18 protein-coding genes are annotated in these 17,533 nt (G+C 43.0%); 17 read left to right on the top strand and 1 reads right to left on the bottom strand.

From position 1 onward, the window contains the following. Positions 1 to 16: 16 nt before the first annotated feature. The 6 genes from H7T97_RS00415 to glmS all read left to right on the top strand — a co-directional run bounded on the left by H7T97_RS00415 (position 17) and on the right by glmS (position 7,688). Positions 17 to 871 carry an SDR family oxidoreductase gene (locus H7T97_RS00415; RefSeq protein ID WP_061591280.1) on the top strand — a complete coding sequence of 285 codons (855 nt, stop codon included), beginning with the start codon at positions 17 to 19 and terminating at the stop codon, positions 869 to 871. Next, entirely contained in the window at positions 864 to 1,592 is a 729-nt protein-coding gene (locus H7T97_RS00410; protein WP_201088949.1) for an ATP-binding cassette domain-containing protein, read from the top strand. The genes H7T97_RS00415 and H7T97_RS00410 overlap by 8 nt, the downstream gene beginning before the upstream one ends. Then, positions 1,585 to 3,105, top strand: a complete 1,521-nt coding sequence (locus tag H7T97_RS00405; RefSeq protein WP_201088947.1) for an ABC transporter permease/substrate-binding protein — start codon at positions 1,585 to 1,587, stop codon at positions 3,103 to 3,105. Before H7T97_RS00410 ends, H7T97_RS00405 begins: the two co-directional genes overlap by 8 nt. A gap of 178 nt (positions 3,106 to 3,283) precedes the next feature. Continuing rightward, positions 3,284 to 3,979 carry a gamma-glutamyl-gamma-aminobutyrate hydrolase family protein gene (locus H7T97_RS00400; RefSeq protein ID WP_201088945.1) on the top strand — a complete coding sequence of 232 codons (696 nt, stop codon included), beginning with the start codon at positions 3,284 to 3,286 and terminating at the stop codon, positions 3,977 to 3,979. Between the two features lie 134 nt (positions 3,980 to 4,113). Further along, positions 4,114 to 5,499 (top strand): glycoside hydrolase family 1 protein, encoded by a 1,386-nt coding sequence (locus H7T97_RS00395; RefSeq protein ID WP_201088943.1) that lies wholly within the window; start codon positions 4,114 to 4,116, stop codon positions 5,497 to 5,499. A gap of 380 nt (positions 5,500 to 5,879) precedes the next feature. Beyond that, entirely contained in the window at positions 5,880 to 7,688 is a 1,809-nt protein-coding gene (gene glmS, locus H7T97_RS00390) for a glutamine--fructose-6-phosphate transaminase (isomerizing) (RefSeq protein ID WP_201088942.1), read from the top strand. A gap of 58 nt (positions 7,689 to 7,746) precedes the next feature. On the opposite strand, the gene H7T97_RS00385 is transcribed toward glmS, so the two are convergent. Next, positions 7,747 to 8,604, bottom strand: coding sequence for a 5'-nucleotidase, lipoprotein e(P4) family (locus tag H7T97_RS00385; RefSeq protein ID WP_201088940.1), 858 nt, complete (start codon positions 8,602 to 8,604; stop codon positions 7,747 to 7,749). 426 nt (positions 8,605 to 9,030) lie between these two features. On the opposite strand from H7T97_RS00385, the gene H7T97_RS00380 reads away from it, so the two are divergent. From H7T97_RS00380 to H7T97_RS00330, 11 genes are all read left to right on the top strand, one after another. Beyond that, on the top strand, positions 9,031 to 10,041 hold the full coding sequence (locus H7T97_RS00380) for a uroporphyrinogen decarboxylase family protein (RefSeq protein ID WP_375785842.1): 1,011 nt from the start codon (positions 9,031 to 9,033) through the stop codon (positions 10,039 to 10,041). Positions 10,042 to 10,058: 17 nt separating this feature from the next. Continuing rightward, on the top strand, positions 10,059 to 10,259 hold the full coding sequence (locus H7T97_RS00375) for a hypothetical protein (protein WP_021154358.1): 201 nt from the start codon (positions 10,059 to 10,061) through the stop codon (positions 10,257 to 10,259). 99 nt (positions 10,260 to 10,358) lie between these two features. Beyond that, positions 10,359 to 11,360, top strand: a complete 1,002-nt coding sequence (locus tag H7T97_RS00370; RefSeq protein WP_070594766.1) for a uroporphyrinogen decarboxylase family protein — start codon at positions 10,359 to 10,361, stop codon at positions 11,358 to 11,360. A 26-nt stretch (positions 11,361 to 11,386) separates the two neighbouring features. Beyond that, entirely contained in the window at positions 11,387 to 12,265 is an 879-nt protein-coding gene (locus tag H7T97_RS00365) for a transporter substrate-binding domain-containing protein (protein WP_023919545.1), read from the top strand. A 66-nt stretch (positions 12,266 to 12,331) separates the two neighbouring features. Beyond that, a complete protein-coding gene (locus tag H7T97_RS00360; protein ID WP_049491022.1) occupies positions 12,332 to 13,024 on the top strand; it encodes an amino acid ABC transporter permease in 693 nt (230 codons plus the stop codon). Positions 13,025 to 13,027: 3 nt separating this feature from the next. Then, complete coding sequence (locus H7T97_RS00355; RefSeq protein WP_049491021.1) at positions 13,028 to 13,714, top strand: amino acid ABC transporter permease; 687 nt, start codon at positions 13,028 to 13,030, stop codon at positions 13,712 to 13,714. A gap of 19 nt (positions 13,715 to 13,733) precedes the next feature. After that, positions 13,734 to 14,498: an amino acid ABC transporter ATP-binding protein gene (locus H7T97_RS00350; RefSeq protein WP_003016067.1), complete on the top strand. Its 765-nt coding sequence runs from the start codon at positions 13,734 to 13,736 to the stop codon at positions 14,496 to 14,498. 107 nt (positions 14,499 to 14,605) lie between these two features. After that, the gene (locus H7T97_RS00345; protein ID WP_201088936.1) at positions 14,606 to 15,004 is read left to right on the top strand and encodes a DUF1310 family protein; all 399 of its coding nucleotides are present in this window, start codon (positions 14,606 to 14,608) and stop codon (positions 15,002 to 15,004) included. Between the two features lie 187 nt (positions 15,005 to 15,191). Then, positions 15,192 to 15,587 carry a DUF1310 family protein gene (locus H7T97_RS00340; protein ID WP_201088934.1) on the top strand — a complete coding sequence of 132 codons (396 nt, stop codon included), beginning with the start codon at positions 15,192 to 15,194 and terminating at the stop codon, positions 15,585 to 15,587. Further along, positions 15,577 to 17,172: a lipase family protein gene (locus H7T97_RS00335; RefSeq protein ID WP_201088932.1), complete on the top strand. Its 1,596-nt coding sequence runs from the start codon at positions 15,577 to 15,579 to the stop codon at positions 17,170 to 17,172. Before H7T97_RS00340 ends, H7T97_RS00335 begins: the two co-directional genes overlap by 11 nt. Beyond that, positions 17,151 to 17,531: a type III secretion protein gene (locus H7T97_RS00330; protein ID WP_070465190.1), complete on the top strand. Its 381-nt coding sequence runs from the start codon at positions 17,151 to 17,153 to the stop codon at positions 17,529 to 17,531. Before H7T97_RS00335 ends, H7T97_RS00330 begins: the two co-directional genes overlap by 22 nt. The last annotated feature ends 2 nt before the right edge of the window (positions 17,532 to 17,533 follow it).

The following is a 17,533-nucleotide window of genomic DNA, read 5'->3' as shown; positions in this document are numbered from 1 at the left end:
AAAGGAAGTAACAGTTATGATTGGTATTACAGGGGTAACAGGGAAATTAGGTTCTTATGTGGCTAATCTTGTAGATAAGAAAGGAATCGCTCCAGTTCATCTAGCACGAAGCCCAGAGCGTGCAAAAATCTATGCGTCAGCGGAAATTCGTAAAATAGTGTATGCCAATACACCAGAGGTGGTTGAGGCCTTAAAGGGTATTGATATCTTGTTGATGGTTTCTGCTCGGGAAAATCCAGAGCGTGTCAAGGAACACAAGGACTTTTTAGATGCTGCAAAGCTAGCAGGGGTAGAGCATATCGTCTATACCTCCTTTTATGGGGCAGATGAGAAGGCAACTTTCACCTTGTCTCGAGATCATGCCCAGACGGAAGCCTATATCAAGGAGTTAGGGTTCACCTACACTTTTTTGAGAGATAATTTTTACTTGGACTTCCTGATTGATATGGCGCTTGAAAATGGAGAGATTCGTGGTCCGGCAGGCAATGGTCTTGTGTCAGCTGTTGCCCGTAAGGACACATCTAGGGTTGCAGCAGAAATTCTTTTAAATCCTAAGGAGTGGGAAAATCAAACCTTGAATCTGACAGGGCCAGAGGATCTTTCCATGGAAGAAATCGTAGCGCTTCTCTCAAAAGAGACTGGTGACGCCATCGCGTATGTGGATGAAACAGTAGAAGAAGCTTATGAGTCACGGAAAAAATGGCCAGCACAAACTTGGGAGTACGATGCCTGGGTCAGCACTTATACAGCGATTAAAGCTGGGGAACAAGCTGGGGTTTCAACAGATATCGAAAAAGTCCTAGGGCATCCGGCAAGTAGCCTATTGGATACTCTTAGAGACAGAAAACTTATTGAGGAAGAATATGATTGAATATAAACATGTAGCCTTGCGCTACACGGATAAGGACATTTTAAAAGATGTCAATCTCCGTATTGAAAATGGAGAATTTATGGTGCTAGTAGGTCCTTCAGGATCTGGAAAGACCACCATGATCAAGATGATTAACCGTCTTTTGGAGCCAACTGATGGCAATATCTATATGGATGGAAAACGCATCAAGGACTATGATGAACGTGAATTACGTCTGTCTACTGGTTATGTGCTTCAAGCCATTGCTCTATTTCCTAATTTGACAGTTGCGGAAAATATCGCTCTCATTCCTGAGATGAAGGGCTGGACTAAAGAACAAATTGCTTCTAAAACAGAAGAACTCTTGGCCAAGGTGGGGCTACCTGCTGCAGATTATGCTCATCGTTTACCAAGCGAGTTATCTGGTGGTGAGCAACAGCGGATTGGTATTGTGCGGGCTATCATTGGGGAACCAAAGATTCTATTGATGGACGAACCTTTTTCAGCCTTGGATGCCATCTCTCGCAAGCAGTTGCAGGCTCTTACAAAAGAATTGCATAAAGAATTCGGCATGATCACTATTTTTGTGACCCATGACACAGACGAGGCTTTGAAATTAGGCGACCGGATTGCAGTACTGCAAGAAGGAGAGATTGTACAAGTGGCGGATTCTGAGTCCATTTTAGACCAGCCAGCCAACGACTTTGTTGCAGATCTATTTGGAGGTGCTCACCATGTCTAAACTACTTGCAACCTTTCAAGAACGCTTTGGGGACTGGCTCGCTGCACTGGGGCAACATTTGCAACTGTCATTACTGACCTTGCTCCTTGCGATTTTTCTGGCTGTTCCTCTAGCTATTTATTTGAGTATCCACAAAAGAACAAGCAACTGGGTTTTACAGCTAGCTGGGATCTTCCAGACCATTCCTTCCATGGCCCTTCTCGGCCTCTTCATACCCATCATGGGAATCGGAACGCTTCCGGCCTTAACAGCTCTTGTCATCTATGCCATTTTCCCCATCCTTCAAAATACCATCACCGGTTTACAGGGGATTGATCCAAGCCTTGAAGAAGCAGGAATCGCCTTTGGGATGACCAAGTGGGAGCGACTCAAGAAGTTCGAGATTCCCTTGGCCATGCCCGTCATTATGTCTGGGATTCGCACGGCAGCCGTGATGATTATTGGGACAGCTACCCTAGCTGCCTTGATTGGAGCTGGGGGACTCGGTTCCTTTATCCTCCTAGGGATTGACCGCAATAATGCCAGTCTGATTTTGATCGGTGCCCTATCTTCTGCCTTCTTAGCCATCGCCTTTAACATTCTTCTCAAATGGATGGAAAAGGCCAAGTTGCGGACCATCTTTGCGGCCTTTGCGGTCATGATCCTGGGATTGGGAGCTAGCTATACACCAAGTCTTCTTCCCAAACCGGAAAAAGAAAACCTGGTCATTGCTGGGAAGTTGGGTCCTGAACCGGAAATTCTAGCCAATATGTACAAGATTATGATCGAAGAAAACACAGATATGACAGTGACTGTTAAACCAAATTTTGGCAAGACCACTTTCCTCTATGAAGCTCTGAAAAAAGGGGATATTGCTATCTATCCAGAGTTTACAGGGACCGTGACCGAAAGTCTCCTCAAGCCGGCCCCGCAAGTCGACCATGATCCAGAAACAGTCTACAAAGCTGCCCGAGATGGGATCAAACGACAAGACGACCTGGCCTTGCTCAAACCTATGGCTTATCAAAATACCTATGCTGTTGCAGTCCCTAAAAAGATTGCCCAAGAGTATGGACTCAAGACTATTTCAGATTTGAAAAAGGTGGAAGGACAACTCAGGGCAGGCTTTACGCTTGAGTTTAACGACCGAGAGGACGGAAACAAAGGCTTGCAGAAGATCTATGGTCTCAACTTACAAGTCTCCACCATGGAGCCAGCCCTTCGCTACCAGGCGATCCAGTCTGGGGATATTCAAATAACGGATGCCTACTCAACAGATGCCGAGCTGGCTCGTTATGACCTGGTGGTCCTTGAAGATGACAAGCAACTCTTCCCACCTTATCAAGGGGCTCCCCTCATGAAAGAAGCTCTTCTTAAGAAACACCCTGAATTGGAAGCTGTTCTCAATCAGTTAGCTGGTAAAATCACAGCAGAGCAAATGAGCCAGATGAACTACCAAGTCGGAGTAGAAGGCAAGTCTGCTGCTCAAGTGGCGCGTGACTTTTTGGTAAAAGAAGGGTTTATTAAAAATTAACAAACAATTCTCAAGTCTTCGCACTTGAGGATTTTTTGATAGAAAGCAATTTTAACCCCTTTCAGCAAGCTTTTGTTATAGAGGGAGAGACCTTCTCTTCAAAAACTCTCCATTGAGTCTAGCTTAAAATTGTGTTACAATAAGCCTTGAAAACGAATGAAAGTATATGGAAACAAGTATGAAAATAAGACCAGTGATTGGAATTACAGGAAATGAAAGACCCTTCCCGGATGATCCAGACGCGAACATGAGTTATGCGGCGACTGGTTTTGTCGAAGCGGTCAAAGAAGCAGGAGGGATTCCCTTGATCTTGCCGATTGGAGATGCAGCCTTGGCCAAAGACTACATATCGATGATTGATAAGCTCATCATTACCGGTGGACAAAATGTCTTGCCCAAGTTTTACGGAGAAGAAATCACCATCGACAGTGATGACTACCTCTTGAAACGCGATCTCTTTGAGTTGGCTTTGATTGAAGAAGCGCGTGCGGCTAAAAAAGCGATCTTTACCGTCTGCCGTGGGACCCAGCTCTATAATGTCGCTCTAGGGGGAACTCTGTATCAAGACATTGAACACCACTGGCAGGACAATCCAGGTCAGTACACCAGCCAAGAGTTGGTGACCAAGGATCAGACGATCCTGCAAGAGATCTATGGTAAGACCAGTCGCATCAATTCTTTCCATCATCAAAGTATTAAAGACTTGGCAGATGGTTTAGAAGTGATCGCGCGGGATCCTAAAGATGACATCATAGAAGCCGTTCAATCCACAGATGAGAGTCGTTTCCTCGGCGTTCAGTGGCATCCGGAATTGCGTTTTGACAAGAGCCCAGCAGATCGCAAGCTCTTTGAATATGTCGTGACTCAATTGTAAAGAGGACCAGCTTCCTTAGGAATTTTTCCTAAGGGGCTTTTTCTTTAATCTGCGTAAGAAAGACTGTAAATTGTGACTAGGTTTTGGAGGAGGATGCGCTACAATAGAGCTAGTAGAATGAGGAGGATTAGGACATGTATCAATTTCCAAAGGATTTTTTATGGGGGAGTTCGACCTCGGGCCCTCAAACAGAAGGGCGTCTAGCCCAGGATGGAAAGGGAGACAATCTCTGGGATTACTGGTATAGGATCGAGCCCAACCGCTTTTATCAAGGGCAAGGACCAGAGAAAACATCGACTTTTTATGAACACTGGGAAGAAGATCTGGACCTCTTGTTAGAAACCGGCCACACTGCCTTTCGAACCTCTATCCAGTGGTCACGTATTTTCCCAGAAGGACGAGGGGAAATCAATCAAGCAGGTGTTGATTTCTACCGCCGTGTCTTTGAAAAGATTAAAGAAAAAGGGATTCACCTCTTGGTCAACCTCTATCATTTTGATTTACCGATGGCTCTTCAAGAGCAAGGGGATGGTTGGGAAAATAAAGAAACCGCCTATGCTTACCAGGAATATGCGCGTTTTTGTTTCAAGACCTATGGAGATCTGGTCGATCAGTGGATCACCTTTAATGAACCTATTGTCCCTGTAGAATTTGGTTATTTTTATGATGCCCATTTTCCTCATAAGGTAGACGCAGCAGCAGCTGTAAAAGTAGCCTACCACACCCAGTTAGCAAGCTCACTAGCGGTCAAGGCCTGTCATGAGGTGAATCCTAATTACCGTATCGGGATTGTGCTCAATTTGACACCAGCCTATCCTCGGAGCCAGCATCCAGAAGATGTGAAAGCTGCGCGTATTGCCGAGCTCTTTCAAGCCAAATCTTTTTTAGATCCATCTGTTCTTGGTCATTATCCTGAAGAATTAGTGGAGATCCTACGGGAGCGTGATCTCTTACCGGATTATGATCCCTTTGAATTGCGCTTGATCGAGGAAAATACGGTGGATTACCTAGGGGTTAACTATTACCAGCCACTCCGTGTAGCAGCTCCTCGTTATGCTCCAAATCCAGCATCTCCCTTACTCTTTGAACAATTTTATGAACCCTATGTCATGCCAGGACGCAAGATCAATCCCCACCGAGGTTGGGAAATCTATGAGCAAGGTTTGTATGACATTGCCCAAAATATCAAGGAAAACTATGGCAATATCGAGTGGATCCTGACAGAAAATGGAATGGGGGTTGAAGGAGAGGAAAAATTCCGCAAGGATGGCGTGATCCAAGACGACTACCGGATTGACTTTGTCAAAGACCATCTTCGTGAGCTCCATCGGGCTATTCAAGATGGTGCCAATTGTAAAGGCTATTTGATCTGGACCTTTATTGACTGCTGGTCTTGGCTCAATGGCTACAAGAACCGCTATGGTTTAGTTGAGTTGGATCTCGAAAGTCAAAAACGCACCCTCAAAAAATCCGGCCATTGGTTCCGTGAATTGAGCCAGCAGAATGGATTTGAAGAATAGAAAAACAGAGAGTGGGACAGAAATCGGTCATTCGTTAGAATTCGATTTCGTCGTCCCACCTCCGCACAGTTGAGTAGGGCTGTAAAAGCTGATGAAATCAGCGTAGTAGAGTCCACTCAACCACTGCGTCTTGCTCGATAATCCAAAGTCAATTGAGAGGCTAGGACTTTTGTCCCAGCCTCTTTTCTTAACCCTTTCTTAACTAGACCAATTTTCTTATATTTCCTAGTTGACAAACTGGAAGAAGCATTGTATACTGACTCCGCTGGTTACTTTTTTGGTAAATTAGACTAGACCAATTTCAAAGTAACTGAGAAATCGACCATGGGTCGTTTGACTAAGTAAAGGGGAAAGTATAGCAAGGCTATATCGTAAAGACTATGTGCGGAATCGTTGGTGTTGTAGGAAATACAAATGCTACTGATATTTTGATTCAAGGACTTGAAAAGCTCGAATACCGAGGTTATGACTCTGCGGGTGTTTTTCTGGCTAGTGAAGGCAAGAGCCAATTGGTAAAGGCAGTTGGCCGCATTGCAGAATTGTCGTCTAAGGCAGAAGGTGTTGAAGGAACAGCTGGGATCGGACATACTCGTTGGGCAACTCACGGAAAACCAACTGAGGATAATGCCCACCCACACCGTTCGGAGACAGGTCGCTTTGTTTTGGTACACAATGGTGTCATTGAAAACTACCTTGAAATCAAGGAAGAATACCTAGCCGGTCACCATTTCAAGGGGCAAACAGATACAGAAATCGCCGCCCACTTGATCGGAAAATTCGCTGAAGAAGATGGCTTGTCTACGCTTGAAGCCTTCAAAAAAGCCCTCCACATCATCCGTGGGGCCTATGCCTTTGCTTTGATGGACGCAGAAGATCCAAGCACCATCTATGTGGCAAAAAATAAATCACCACTCTTGATTGGTCTTGGGGATGGTTACAATATGGTCTGCTCAGATGCCATGGCCATGATTCGTGAGACCAACCAATATATGGAAATCCATGACAAAGAGTTGGTCATCGTCAAAGCAGACAGCGTTGAAGTCCAAGACTACGATGGAAATCGTCGTGAGCGCGCTAGCTACACGGCTGAACTTGACTTATCAGATATCGGTAAGGGAACTTATCCATACTACATGCTCAAGGAAATCGATGAGCAACCAACTGTAATGCGTAAACTCATCCAAGCTTACACAGATGAGGCAGGTCAAGTAGTGGTAGAGCCAGCTATCATCAAAGCGGTTCAAGAAGCAGACCGTATCTATATCCTTGCGGCTGGTACCTCTTACCATGCTGGATTTGCGTCTAAAAAAATGTTAGAAGAGTTGACGGATACTCCAGTAGAACTCGGTATTTCCTCTGAGTGGGGCTACGGTATGCCACTTCTCAGCAAGAAACCACTCTTCATCTTTATCAGCCAATCTGGTGAAACAGCGGATAGTCGCCAGGTATTGGTCAAAGCAAATGAAATGGGCATTCCAAGCTTGACAGTAACCAATGTTCCAGGATCTACTCTTTCACGTGAAGCAGACATGACTATGTTGCTCCATGCGGGTCCTGAAATTGCGGTCGCTTCCACCAAGGCTTATACGGCTCAAATCGCAGCCCTTGCCTTTCTTGCAAAAGCTGTTGGGGAAGCCAATGGCAATGAAAAGGCCAAAGCCTTTGATTTGGTGCACGAATTGTCTATCGTTGCCCAATCGATCGAATCAACCCTTTCAGAAAAAGAAGTGATCGATGAAAAAGTCCGTGGCTTGTTGGAAACAACCCGCAATGCTTTCTATATCGGCCGTGGCCAAGATTACTATGTTGCCATGGAAGCTAGTCTGAAACTAAAAGAAATTTCTTACATCCAATGTGAAGGCTTCGCAGCGGGTGAGTTGAAACATGGTACCATTGCTTTGATCGAAGAGGGTACACCGGTCATTGCCCTCTTGTCTGACCCAGTCCTAGCCAGCCACACACGTGGGAACATCCAAGAAGTAGCAGCACGTGGGGCTCATGTTTTAACCATTGCAGAAGAAAATGTCGCGAAAGAGACAGATGATTTGGTCTTGACAGCGGTTCACCCTTACCTCTCTCCAATCTCAATGGTGGTGCCAACTCAATTGATTGCCTACTTTGCAACCCTTCATCGTGGACTCGATATCGACAAACCACGGAACCTTGCTAAGTCTGTAACAGTTGAATAAATTTGTTAATATAGAAAAAAACATCCTCGTTAGGTTTTTCCTAGCGAGGATGTTTGCTTTATTTTTCAAAACCTTGCAAGGCTTTGAGGCGTTCTTCTGTTTGTCCCTTGGCATCTAGTTTTTTACCTTGGTAGACAGCAGATTCCCATGATCCATACATTGGATTTGGGAAGATGATGAATTTTTCACCAAATTCTTTTTGCAATTCGTCCAATTTCTTGTCGCGATCAGCTTCAGAGGTCTTAGAGAAGTCTGCAAAGTCAACCAGATTGTCCCCGAAGAGCAAGACAAGATTGGTCTTTTCTTGCACAGATTGGCGACGACCTTCTTTTGATTTGACACCATCTTCTAAGAACATGAGGTGGTCACGTCCTTGAACAGGAATGCCTTCTTTTTCAAGATTCTTGATGGTATCATCTACTTGAGAGGTTGTACGGTCAGAAATGTAGTAGATTTGAACCCCATTTTGATCCGCATATTGAAGGAAATCTTTAGCACCTGGCACCGCTTTTGCGGCTGCTTTTTTCACCCAAACATCCCAATCTTTAGGATTGAAGGCCGTACCATCTTTGACGTTTTGAACTTGGTAAGGGCTGTTGTCTAAAACAGTTTCGTCCAAATCCAAGACGATGGAATAAGGTTTATCAGAAGGCGTTTGAAGGATCTCTTTCAAACGGTCAGTAGCGACATTGTAGCCTTGTAAATACAAAGCCTTGGTTTCTGCTGCCTTTTGGTACCAGAGAACAGACATGGTATTTTCTTGTGAGCGCTGCTGATCATAGGTCATCGTCACCTGATTTTTAGTGCTGCTTGCTTTTGTCTCTTGCGTTTTAGTGGTGTTGCTTCCACAACTCGTCAGTAAAATGACAGAAGCAAGAGCAGAAACGATGGTAAAGGTGGTTTTTGTTGTTTTCATAAACCGTACACTCCTTAAAATTATTCTATAAAAATTATACTCCTTTCAATCTTGCCTGACAAGAAAGAGGAGAAGGTGTCTAGGAATCGGTGAAAAGAACAAAGGAGAAAAAATGCTGTTATGAAAGGTTTCTTTGCTTTAACATATGCCATTTTTTCCTTTAAAAGAAGGGATATAGTTTTCTGTTATAACCGGATCAAGAAAAGATCAAAGCGGTCCTTTTCTTCTAAAATGAAAGAATAGAGAAAGATACCCGCAAGTCCCTATTTTCAAGGACTTGCGCTTTTTTGATACCTTTTTTAATAAAGAAATTTTAAGGCTTTGATAGGGAAAATATATTAGTCAGCTACTTTTCGAGGTGATATCATGGTTACAAATTCCAGAAGGGAAGCAGTCAATCTTTCTTTTGGAGAAAAGATGAGGAGGATGTACAGTATGAGTAAAAAAGAATTGGTTCTTCGTGCCATTCGAGGCGAAGCAGTAGAGCGAATCCCTGTAGGATTTTGGCTCCATTATGTGACCCAAGAAGAAAAAGAATTGGGGCTAGACAATCCAGCTGTAGTAGAAAAAAGTATTAAGGGACACCAACACTATGTTGAAGAAATTTCACCTGATTTTGTCAAGATCATGAGCGATGGCTTCTTCCGCTATCCGAGTGCTCTTTATTCGAGAGAGATCAAATCGATCCGAGAATTGAAGGATATTCAACCGATTGGAGAGCATCATCCTTGGATTGAAAAACAAATCGAAGTGGTCAAGGAGATTCGTTCCCATTTCCATGAAGAGATTGCTTCTTTCTACAATATCTTCTCGCCCATTTCTTATTTGAAACGCTGGTTCCGTACGGACCAATCCCGTGGAGACCAAGTGATTGCAGACTTTATCAAGGAGGATCCAGAAACTTTAGCTCATGTCCTTGATGTGATTGCAGGAGACATCGCTACTTTAAGTCGCCGCTTGATCCAAGAAGCAGGTATTGAAGGGATTTACTTCTCAACCCAGCAGGTCCAAGATGAGCGTGTGACAGATGAAGAATACCGCAAGATCATTGAACCGAGCAATATCGCTGTCCTAGCAGCAGCCAATGAAGCTGGAGGCATCAATATCCTTCATATCTGTGGTTTTGAAGGGGCCAGCAATGAAGTGGAGCTCTTCAAGGATTATCCAGCTCAAGTCATTAACTGGGCGACCCATCATGAAGGCCTTAGCCTAGCCGCAGGTCGTAAACTTTTCGGCGATCGTGCCGTTTTGGGTGGTTTTGTCAACGGCAAGAAAGGTTTGCTCTACCAAGGGGAACGAGAAGCTATTGAGCAAGAAACGCGTCGCTTGGTGGCTGAAGCTGGAAGCCGTGGTTTGATCCTTGGAGCAGACTGTACCGTGCCAGATGATTTCCAATTGGAACGCTTAGACTGGGTGCGTCAGGCGGCTGTATTGTAAGAAGAAAGGAGAGGGAGATGAAAAAGATCAATGTATGGTGTATCCTGGTAACCGTTTTGTTTTTGCTTCTAGGGCTCAGTAAAGTAGCTCTAGCAAGCAGTCAGGGGAAAGCAAAAAAAGATCCAGATATGGCAAGACTGGAGAAGATTCCAGCTCATAGTTTCTCCCTCATCCGCCCATCTGACCTAGCAGGAATTCTACTCCTTGAAGATCAGTGATAAAAAAAGATGAAGAGCTTGATAAAAAATATATATTAGTCAAACAATTATCGAAGTGATAAGATAACAAACAAGAAAAGAATAGAACGAGGTAAGAACATGTCATCAAAAAGAGAATTAGTGTTAAAAGCTTTTAAAGGAGAAGCGGTTGACCGTGTGCCAGTTGGATTTTGGCATCATTTTACAACAGAAGAAGAATGGTTGAAAGGATTTTCAAATCCGGAAATTATTGAAAAAAACCTGAATGGCCATAAAAACTTCCTTCACAAGGTCAAACCAGACTTTGTCAAACTCATGAGTGATGGTTACTTTGCTTATCCAAATCCAGCCATTCACAAAGGCCTTGAAAATATCTCTGACTTAGCAGGGATTGAACCACTCGGAGCAGATCATCCATGGATCACAGAGCAAGTAGAGCTCGTTAAAAAAATCCGTGCCGGTTTTGAAGAAGACATTGTGGCTATCTACAATATCTTTGCTCCAGTGACCTACTTCAAATGGTTGGTCGGAGAAGTTTCAGGAGGAGATGACTTGATCGCCAACTTTATCGATCAAGATGCAGCAACTCTTAAAAAAGTATTGGATACAATTGGCCAAGATATTGCAAGTTTGAGCCAACGAATTATTAAAGAAGCAGGAGCAGACGGGATCTACCTCAGTGTTCAAAGTATCCAAGATGCGCGGGTTACACAAGAAGTCTATAAAAACATTATTGCACCGAGTGAACTCCATGTCTTAGAGGCGGCCAATGAAGCCGGTGGCGTAAATATTCTTCATATCTGTGGCTACGAAGGAGCTCGCAATGATATCCATCTCTTCACAGACTACCCAGCCCAAGTCATTAACTGGGCAGTCGGACCAGAAGGAATCAGCCTAGCAGAAGGATGCGAAATCTTCGGTGGACGCACGGTTCTTGGTGGCTTTGAAAATGGTAAAAATGGTCTTCTTTACACAGGAGATAAGGCTGCGATCCAAGCAGAAACCAAACGCATCATCGCAGAAACCGGAACCACAGGTTTGGTCATCGGTGCCGATTGTACGATTCCAAGTGACATTGATGAAGAACGAATCGAATGGGTTCGTGAAGCTGCAGCAGAATAAGGAAAATAGAAAAGGGAGAACAGAGTATGAGTAAAAAAACATGGATTATCGGTGGAGTAGCAGTACTTGCCATTGCAGGTGCAACCATTCTTGGACGGAGCTTAAACCATGCAAACGACAGCAAAGGCTCAACAGGAACGAACAAGGTAACAACCTTGAAAGTAGCCCACACTCAAAACTATGTACCGTATGATTTCGTTGATGAAAAAGGAGAATCAGATGGCTATGAAGTAGCCGTTCTCAAAGCCATTGACGAAAAACTACCAGACTACAAGTTTGAGTACACTGGAACAAGTGATGACGATCTCTTAATCGGTCTAGAATCTGGTAAATACGATATCGGAACCAAAGGAGCTTGGTATACCGAAGAACGTGCTAAGAAATTTATCATTCCAAAAGAACCAATTGGAGCAAGTATCATCGGATTTACCGTACGGAAAGAAGATGCGAATAAATACAAGAACATCGATGACTTTGCTAAAGAAAAAGGAAAATTGGTTCCAATTTCACCACAAAATGCGCAGTGGAATGTTATTAAAGAATACAATGAAAAGCATAAGGACCAACAAATCGAATTAACAGCTGCGGAATCTTTCAAAGTCGCAGATGCCTATGCTTGGGTTCTTGAAGGACGTTACGATGCCTTCTTTGACATCAAACTTTCCTTTGAAAAAGCTGTCACAGATAAAGATGGTTCTTACCACCAATACGCGGACAAACTTAGCTGGTTTGCCTACAAAGGAATTCCAACTTACCCATTGATCCATAAGGATAAGAAAAACGAAAAATTTGCGGAAGCATACAGCAAGGCTATCAAAGAATTGGAAAAAGATGGCACACTTGCTAAATTGTCGAAAAAATATTTCGGTGAAGATGTCTTCAGTTATGTAGATAAAGAGAAATAAGATGGAACTGGGTGCGCATAGCCCCAGCTTCCTTATTTCTATACGGATACAGAAAGGAAAAGAAACATGGTCTCATACGACATTTCCAAGGTTTGGTCATTTCTTCCAACCTTGGTCCAAGCTCTACCAGCGACCCTAGCTTTGATGGTTTTAACGACGGTTTTCGGTTCTGCATTTGGCTTGGTTTTGACCTGGGCACAAGTATCAGAAGATAAGGTAGGAGCAGGTCTTGCAAAAGGTTATGTCTTTACTTTGCGTTGTACCCCTCCGATTGTCTTGCTCTTTTTGGTCTTTTATGGACTCCCCCAATTTTTGAACTGGTGGTTGGGCATTGACATTGACCACTGGTCCAAGTTTGTCTTTGTCCTTGTTGCCATGTTTCTTCTCTTTGCCGCTATGATCTCTGAGGTCTTCAAGGCAGCCTATTTGGCCATTCCAAAAGGACAGATGGAAGCAGGCTTGAGTATCGGCTTGACGCCAGCTCAAACCATTTGGCGGATTGTCCTTCCCCAAGCCTTTCGCGTAGCTCTTCCAAATATGACGACTGCCATCTTGAACCTTATGCGCGATGCCGCTTTGGCTTATACCATTGGCTTTATCGATATCATGGGAGCAGGCAACAACTTGATCAGCCGCAATCTTGGGAATTATTCCCTCGAAACGTATACAGCTGTAGCAGTGATCTACTGGGGAATTGCCCTTGTGATCTCCTTCTCCGCTCAACTCCTTGAGAAACGACTCAGTGTAACAGAAAGGTAGCTTATGGATTTCAATTTTATTAGTAAAGCATTTCTAGCCACCTTGGGTGGTGTTCCAGTGACCCTTCTGATCATGGTCGTATCGATTCTCTTGAGTTTTCTTCCAGCCCTCTTTTTGGCACTCGGTCAGATTTATAAGGTCAAAGGTGTTCGCAGTTTCTCAGTGATTTACTTAGCCTTTATCCGCGCGACACCTCCGATTCTCTTGATTCTCTTCTTTTATAGTCTCTTTCCCAGCCTCTTAAATAGCTTTTTTAAGAGTATTGGTAGTCACTTTAATGTCTTTGAGATCAATCCCATTTACTATGCCTTTATCATCTTTAGCTTGATGACAACAGGGAGTCTTGCTGAAATTCTCCGGTCAGCCATTCTGACGGTGGATAAGGGCCAGCTAGAAGCAGCGCAAGCCATTGGTTTGACCAATCGCCAAGCCTATATCCGCATTGTTTTTCCACAAGCCTTGCGTTCAGCCCTGCCCAATTTGTGTAACTTGGTTATCAACTTGGTCAAAGGAACCTCCCTTGTCTTTGTCATGACGATCAAGGATATCACCGCCATTGCCAAGGTCGAAGCCTCTTATGGCTATCAATATTTTGAATCCTATCTAGTGATTTTTATTCTTTATATTGTCATTTGTGGGGTGATTCAGTGGGGATTCAATCGCTTAGAAAAACGCCTGACACTCGCATAGAAGAAGGAGAAATAAGAAGATGTTAGAAGTAGAACACGTATCGAAAAAATTTAAGGACCACCAGGTCCTGGTAGATGTTAATCTCAAGGTCAACCAAGGGGATGTCGTCGTTATTTTGGGGCCGTCTGGATCAGGAAAAACAACCTTCCTTCGCTGCCTCAACCACTTGGAAAAGGCAGATACAGGCCACCTAACCTTAGGTGGAAAAGAATATGACCTCTCAAAACTCAGCAAAAAAGAGATTCTAGAAATCCGGCAAAAGACAGCCTTTGTCTTCCAGCATTACAATCTCTTTGCCAATAAAACAGCGCTTGAAAATATCCTAGAAGGACTGGTTGTAGCTCGGAAGATTCCAAAAGAAGAAGCCATCCAACGGGCAGAATCAGCCCTTGAAAAAGTTGGTCTCCTCGCTTACAAGGATTACTATCCTTCTCAATTGTCAGGGGGCCAGCAGCAACGAATCGGAATCGCGCGTGCCATCGCAGTGAAACCAGACGTGATCTTGCTGGATGAACCGACTTCAGCGTTAGACCCAGAGTTGGTCGGTGACGTCTTAGATGTCATGAAGCAATTGGCCCAAGAAGGAGTGACCATGGTTGTCGTAACCCATGAGATGGGCTTTGCGCGTGATGTAGCCAACCACGTTATCTTTATGGATGGCGGACACATCATCGAAGAAAATGAACCGCATGAATTCTTCAACAGTCCAAAGGAAGAGCGAACCAAACAATTCCTTTCACGGATTTTATCCGATGCCACTTATAGCGTCGAATATATGATTTAACAGGAGACACACCCAGTAAGGGTGTGTTTTTTAGAATCTGGAAAAAATTCTTAAAAATTGGGTCATTTTTTAAAAATCATTACGAATAATATAAGTGAGAGGGAAATATGACTGATAAAAAACAAGGATTTGTACTACTATTCTTACTGACTTTGTTTCTAGGAGGTTGCAGTCTTTTTACGGATAAAGCTGCTGAGAGAAGGGAAATGATTCAGATTGCAGAAAGCACGAAAATGGAGCGAGCGATAAAACACTTGTTAATCAGTATCGATCCTAAAGCTTTCTCTTCAGAAGGAGTCATTCACTCCTATACCCTGATAAAAGGTGAATTGGAATACAATCCAATGGGAGGCATGAATGTATCTCTCGTTATCAATGGCGATAAAAAGTTAACGATCGATACGACTGTTCAAATGGAAGATTCAGGACAGTTCGAAGCAGGTAGTTATGGTATTTCAGCAAAATTAAGTGATCTGTTAAGTAAAGCAGAAAAGACTGGGAAATAAACTCATTCAGGTAAATACCCCTAATATAGGAAAATAGAAACATTTCTGAATCAAAGTTGGTATGTTACATCAATAGCTAGTGCTTGTAACGATTTAGCAACATTTTTTAACAAAAGTAACATTTCAGACGTTGATGGAATTTTGTATAATAAATTTTAAGAAAACTAGAGAAAGAAATGGGAAGAAGATGAAAAAAAGTAAATTAATTGTGTTGATAATGGTAGTATTTAGCCTGAGCTTAGGAGGCTGTAGCTTTTTTAATGGACAATCTGCCAAGAAACAAGAAATGATTCAAATCGCAGAGAGTAAGAAGATGAAAGTAGCGATTGAAGAATATCTAAAAAACCTGGACCCGGAAGCACTGACTCCAAATGGGAAAATAAAGACTTATAGGATTTTAAAAGATAAATTGAAATATAATCCAATGGAAGGGATTAATATTGAGATTGTTATTAATAATGATGATAAGTTGATTGTTGATATGGTAGTAATAGAAAAGGAATCAGGATTATATCATGTTGCGGCATCCAGTACACCTACAGAGTTGGACGAACTTTTAGAAGGGAAAAATTATGGACAATAATTCAATAGATTCAGATTATCTACATAAGGAGGTGGCTTTATTAGAATATGTTCCATCAGAAATTGGGAAAAAGCAAACTATTGAAAATGGAAAATATTATATAGGCCATACCGCTCACATCTATGATAATGTAAATGACAATGAGGAGCAGGTCTTCGTTCTTACTAACAATGGTCAAGGTGAAAAACAAAAAGCAGTCCCCTATACTGCTTCAGATGATGCGCGCGCCCAGATCCATGACGTGACAGTTTTGATGAAGGGATCTGAAACTGAAATAAGTACACAAAAATTACTCCATGATACGTTTACGGATTGGGTAAAGACAGATTTGCCGGCAGCTTCCAATATTTTGAACCCTGGTGGTGCGAGCGAGTATGCAACAGAATATGCGAAGAATTATGCGCGAAATAAGGCTAAAGATGGTTTTAACAATGCTGTAGAAGCTCTTGAAGATGCAATTATTCCTACATCAGTTAATCTTCCACCGGAGGCCACTCCCGTTGGCAGGTTCATACAAAAAGCGATGGACAATCCTGTCAGCAATTTCGTACAGGAAAAAGCATCAGATATGGTCGGATTTTTTGCAGAAAGGACAGCCGAAGAACAGGTTAGATTTCCTACTTTAATAGGAGCTGCTTTTTTAAAAAAATACAATGACGAAAACGGTACTTTCCCACCTCCGCAATTTAAAGATGCTGCAGCTCATTTGAAAGAGGTGATCCGAAAATACCCCAATGCCAAGATTGATCTATATGGTCACTCTCTGGGATCTATGAATATTCAGTATGCTCTTGCCTGTTTGACGGAAGAGGAAGCTTCTCATATTGGGACCGTCCATCTATACAATGGTCCTAATGCCTACTCCATCTTAACACCAGAGCAAAAAGCGCGTATAGATGCGCTGAAGTATAAGATCTACAACCACATTGACCATAAAGATTTGGTTAGTTTGGGCTATCCAGATTCTGGAAGCAAGGGTGCCAGTGGGATTGTTAAGCACCTCAAAACGAAGAATTTGAAAAATATTGGCCTGCAACACATGATGCATGGTTATATCTATGATAAGGATGGGAATTTGGTTCTTGAAAAGGGAACGGAAGCCATCACTCGGAAGGAAATCATTGAAGAGCGGATGAAGGTTTACTATCGCCTAAAGGATAAATTACAAAAAACAGGTGGTGGACTGAGTTCAAGTGAACAAATCTATCTCGATGCTTTGCAGGCGCGCTTGGCTTCTGATGAGCTGATTCGAGTAGTGGATGAAGGGCTGGAGCAAGCTCAGAAATCTAAGTCACAACTGGATGCGGATTTAGAAGCTTTGGAGAAAGTCTTACAGACCGTTCCGAAAGGCTTCATTCTCAATCTTGCGGAAGTAGAAGAGGCCTATGCACAGGCTGGTGCGACAAGGCAAACAGTTGTCACTGAAGTAAGAGAAAGATTCGACAATCGTTTGGCTGCATATCAGTCCTTATCGAATGAATTCCATGCTTTAAACGAGCAAGTGAATGCAGGAATTGAGCTCTTAAAAGCAAAAGATCAAGAAATTGCAGGAGAAATGAATCAATGGGAACAACTAGCTTATTAATGTCATCTACTCCTTCGAAAAGGGAAAAGCAACTAGATCACTTGGAAAGAGAATTTCAAAAAGCGCGCTTGGAGCTAGATGAAAAGCGTTGCTTAGTAGAAAGAAAACAGCAGCTCTTCACCCAGATGCTGGAAGAAGAGTATGCGATGGCAGCTTCCTTTTTACAAAAGCAGGAGGTTGATGTCAGTTGTGCATGGGAGTCCCTCCATCGCTGTATAGAAGAGTATGATCTCGAAGCTAGAGATGCAGCGCAAGTAGCCATAAAACAGATCGACACTGAAGAAGAGAATTTATGGCAATCCTACCGTAAAGAGAGATGCCAGTTGGAAGAGGAAATTGCACAAGATAAAGTTTCATAGTA

Origin of the sequence: Streptococcus parasanguinis, assembly GCF_016648925.1 — a bacterium.
In the GTDB taxonomy this organism is placed as follows: domain Bacteria; phylum Bacillota; class Bacilli; order Lactobacillales; family Streptococcaceae; genus Streptococcus.
The sequence above is the reverse complement of the archived record's forward strand: the minus strand, read 5'-3'. Positions and strand labels throughout refer to the sequence as shown.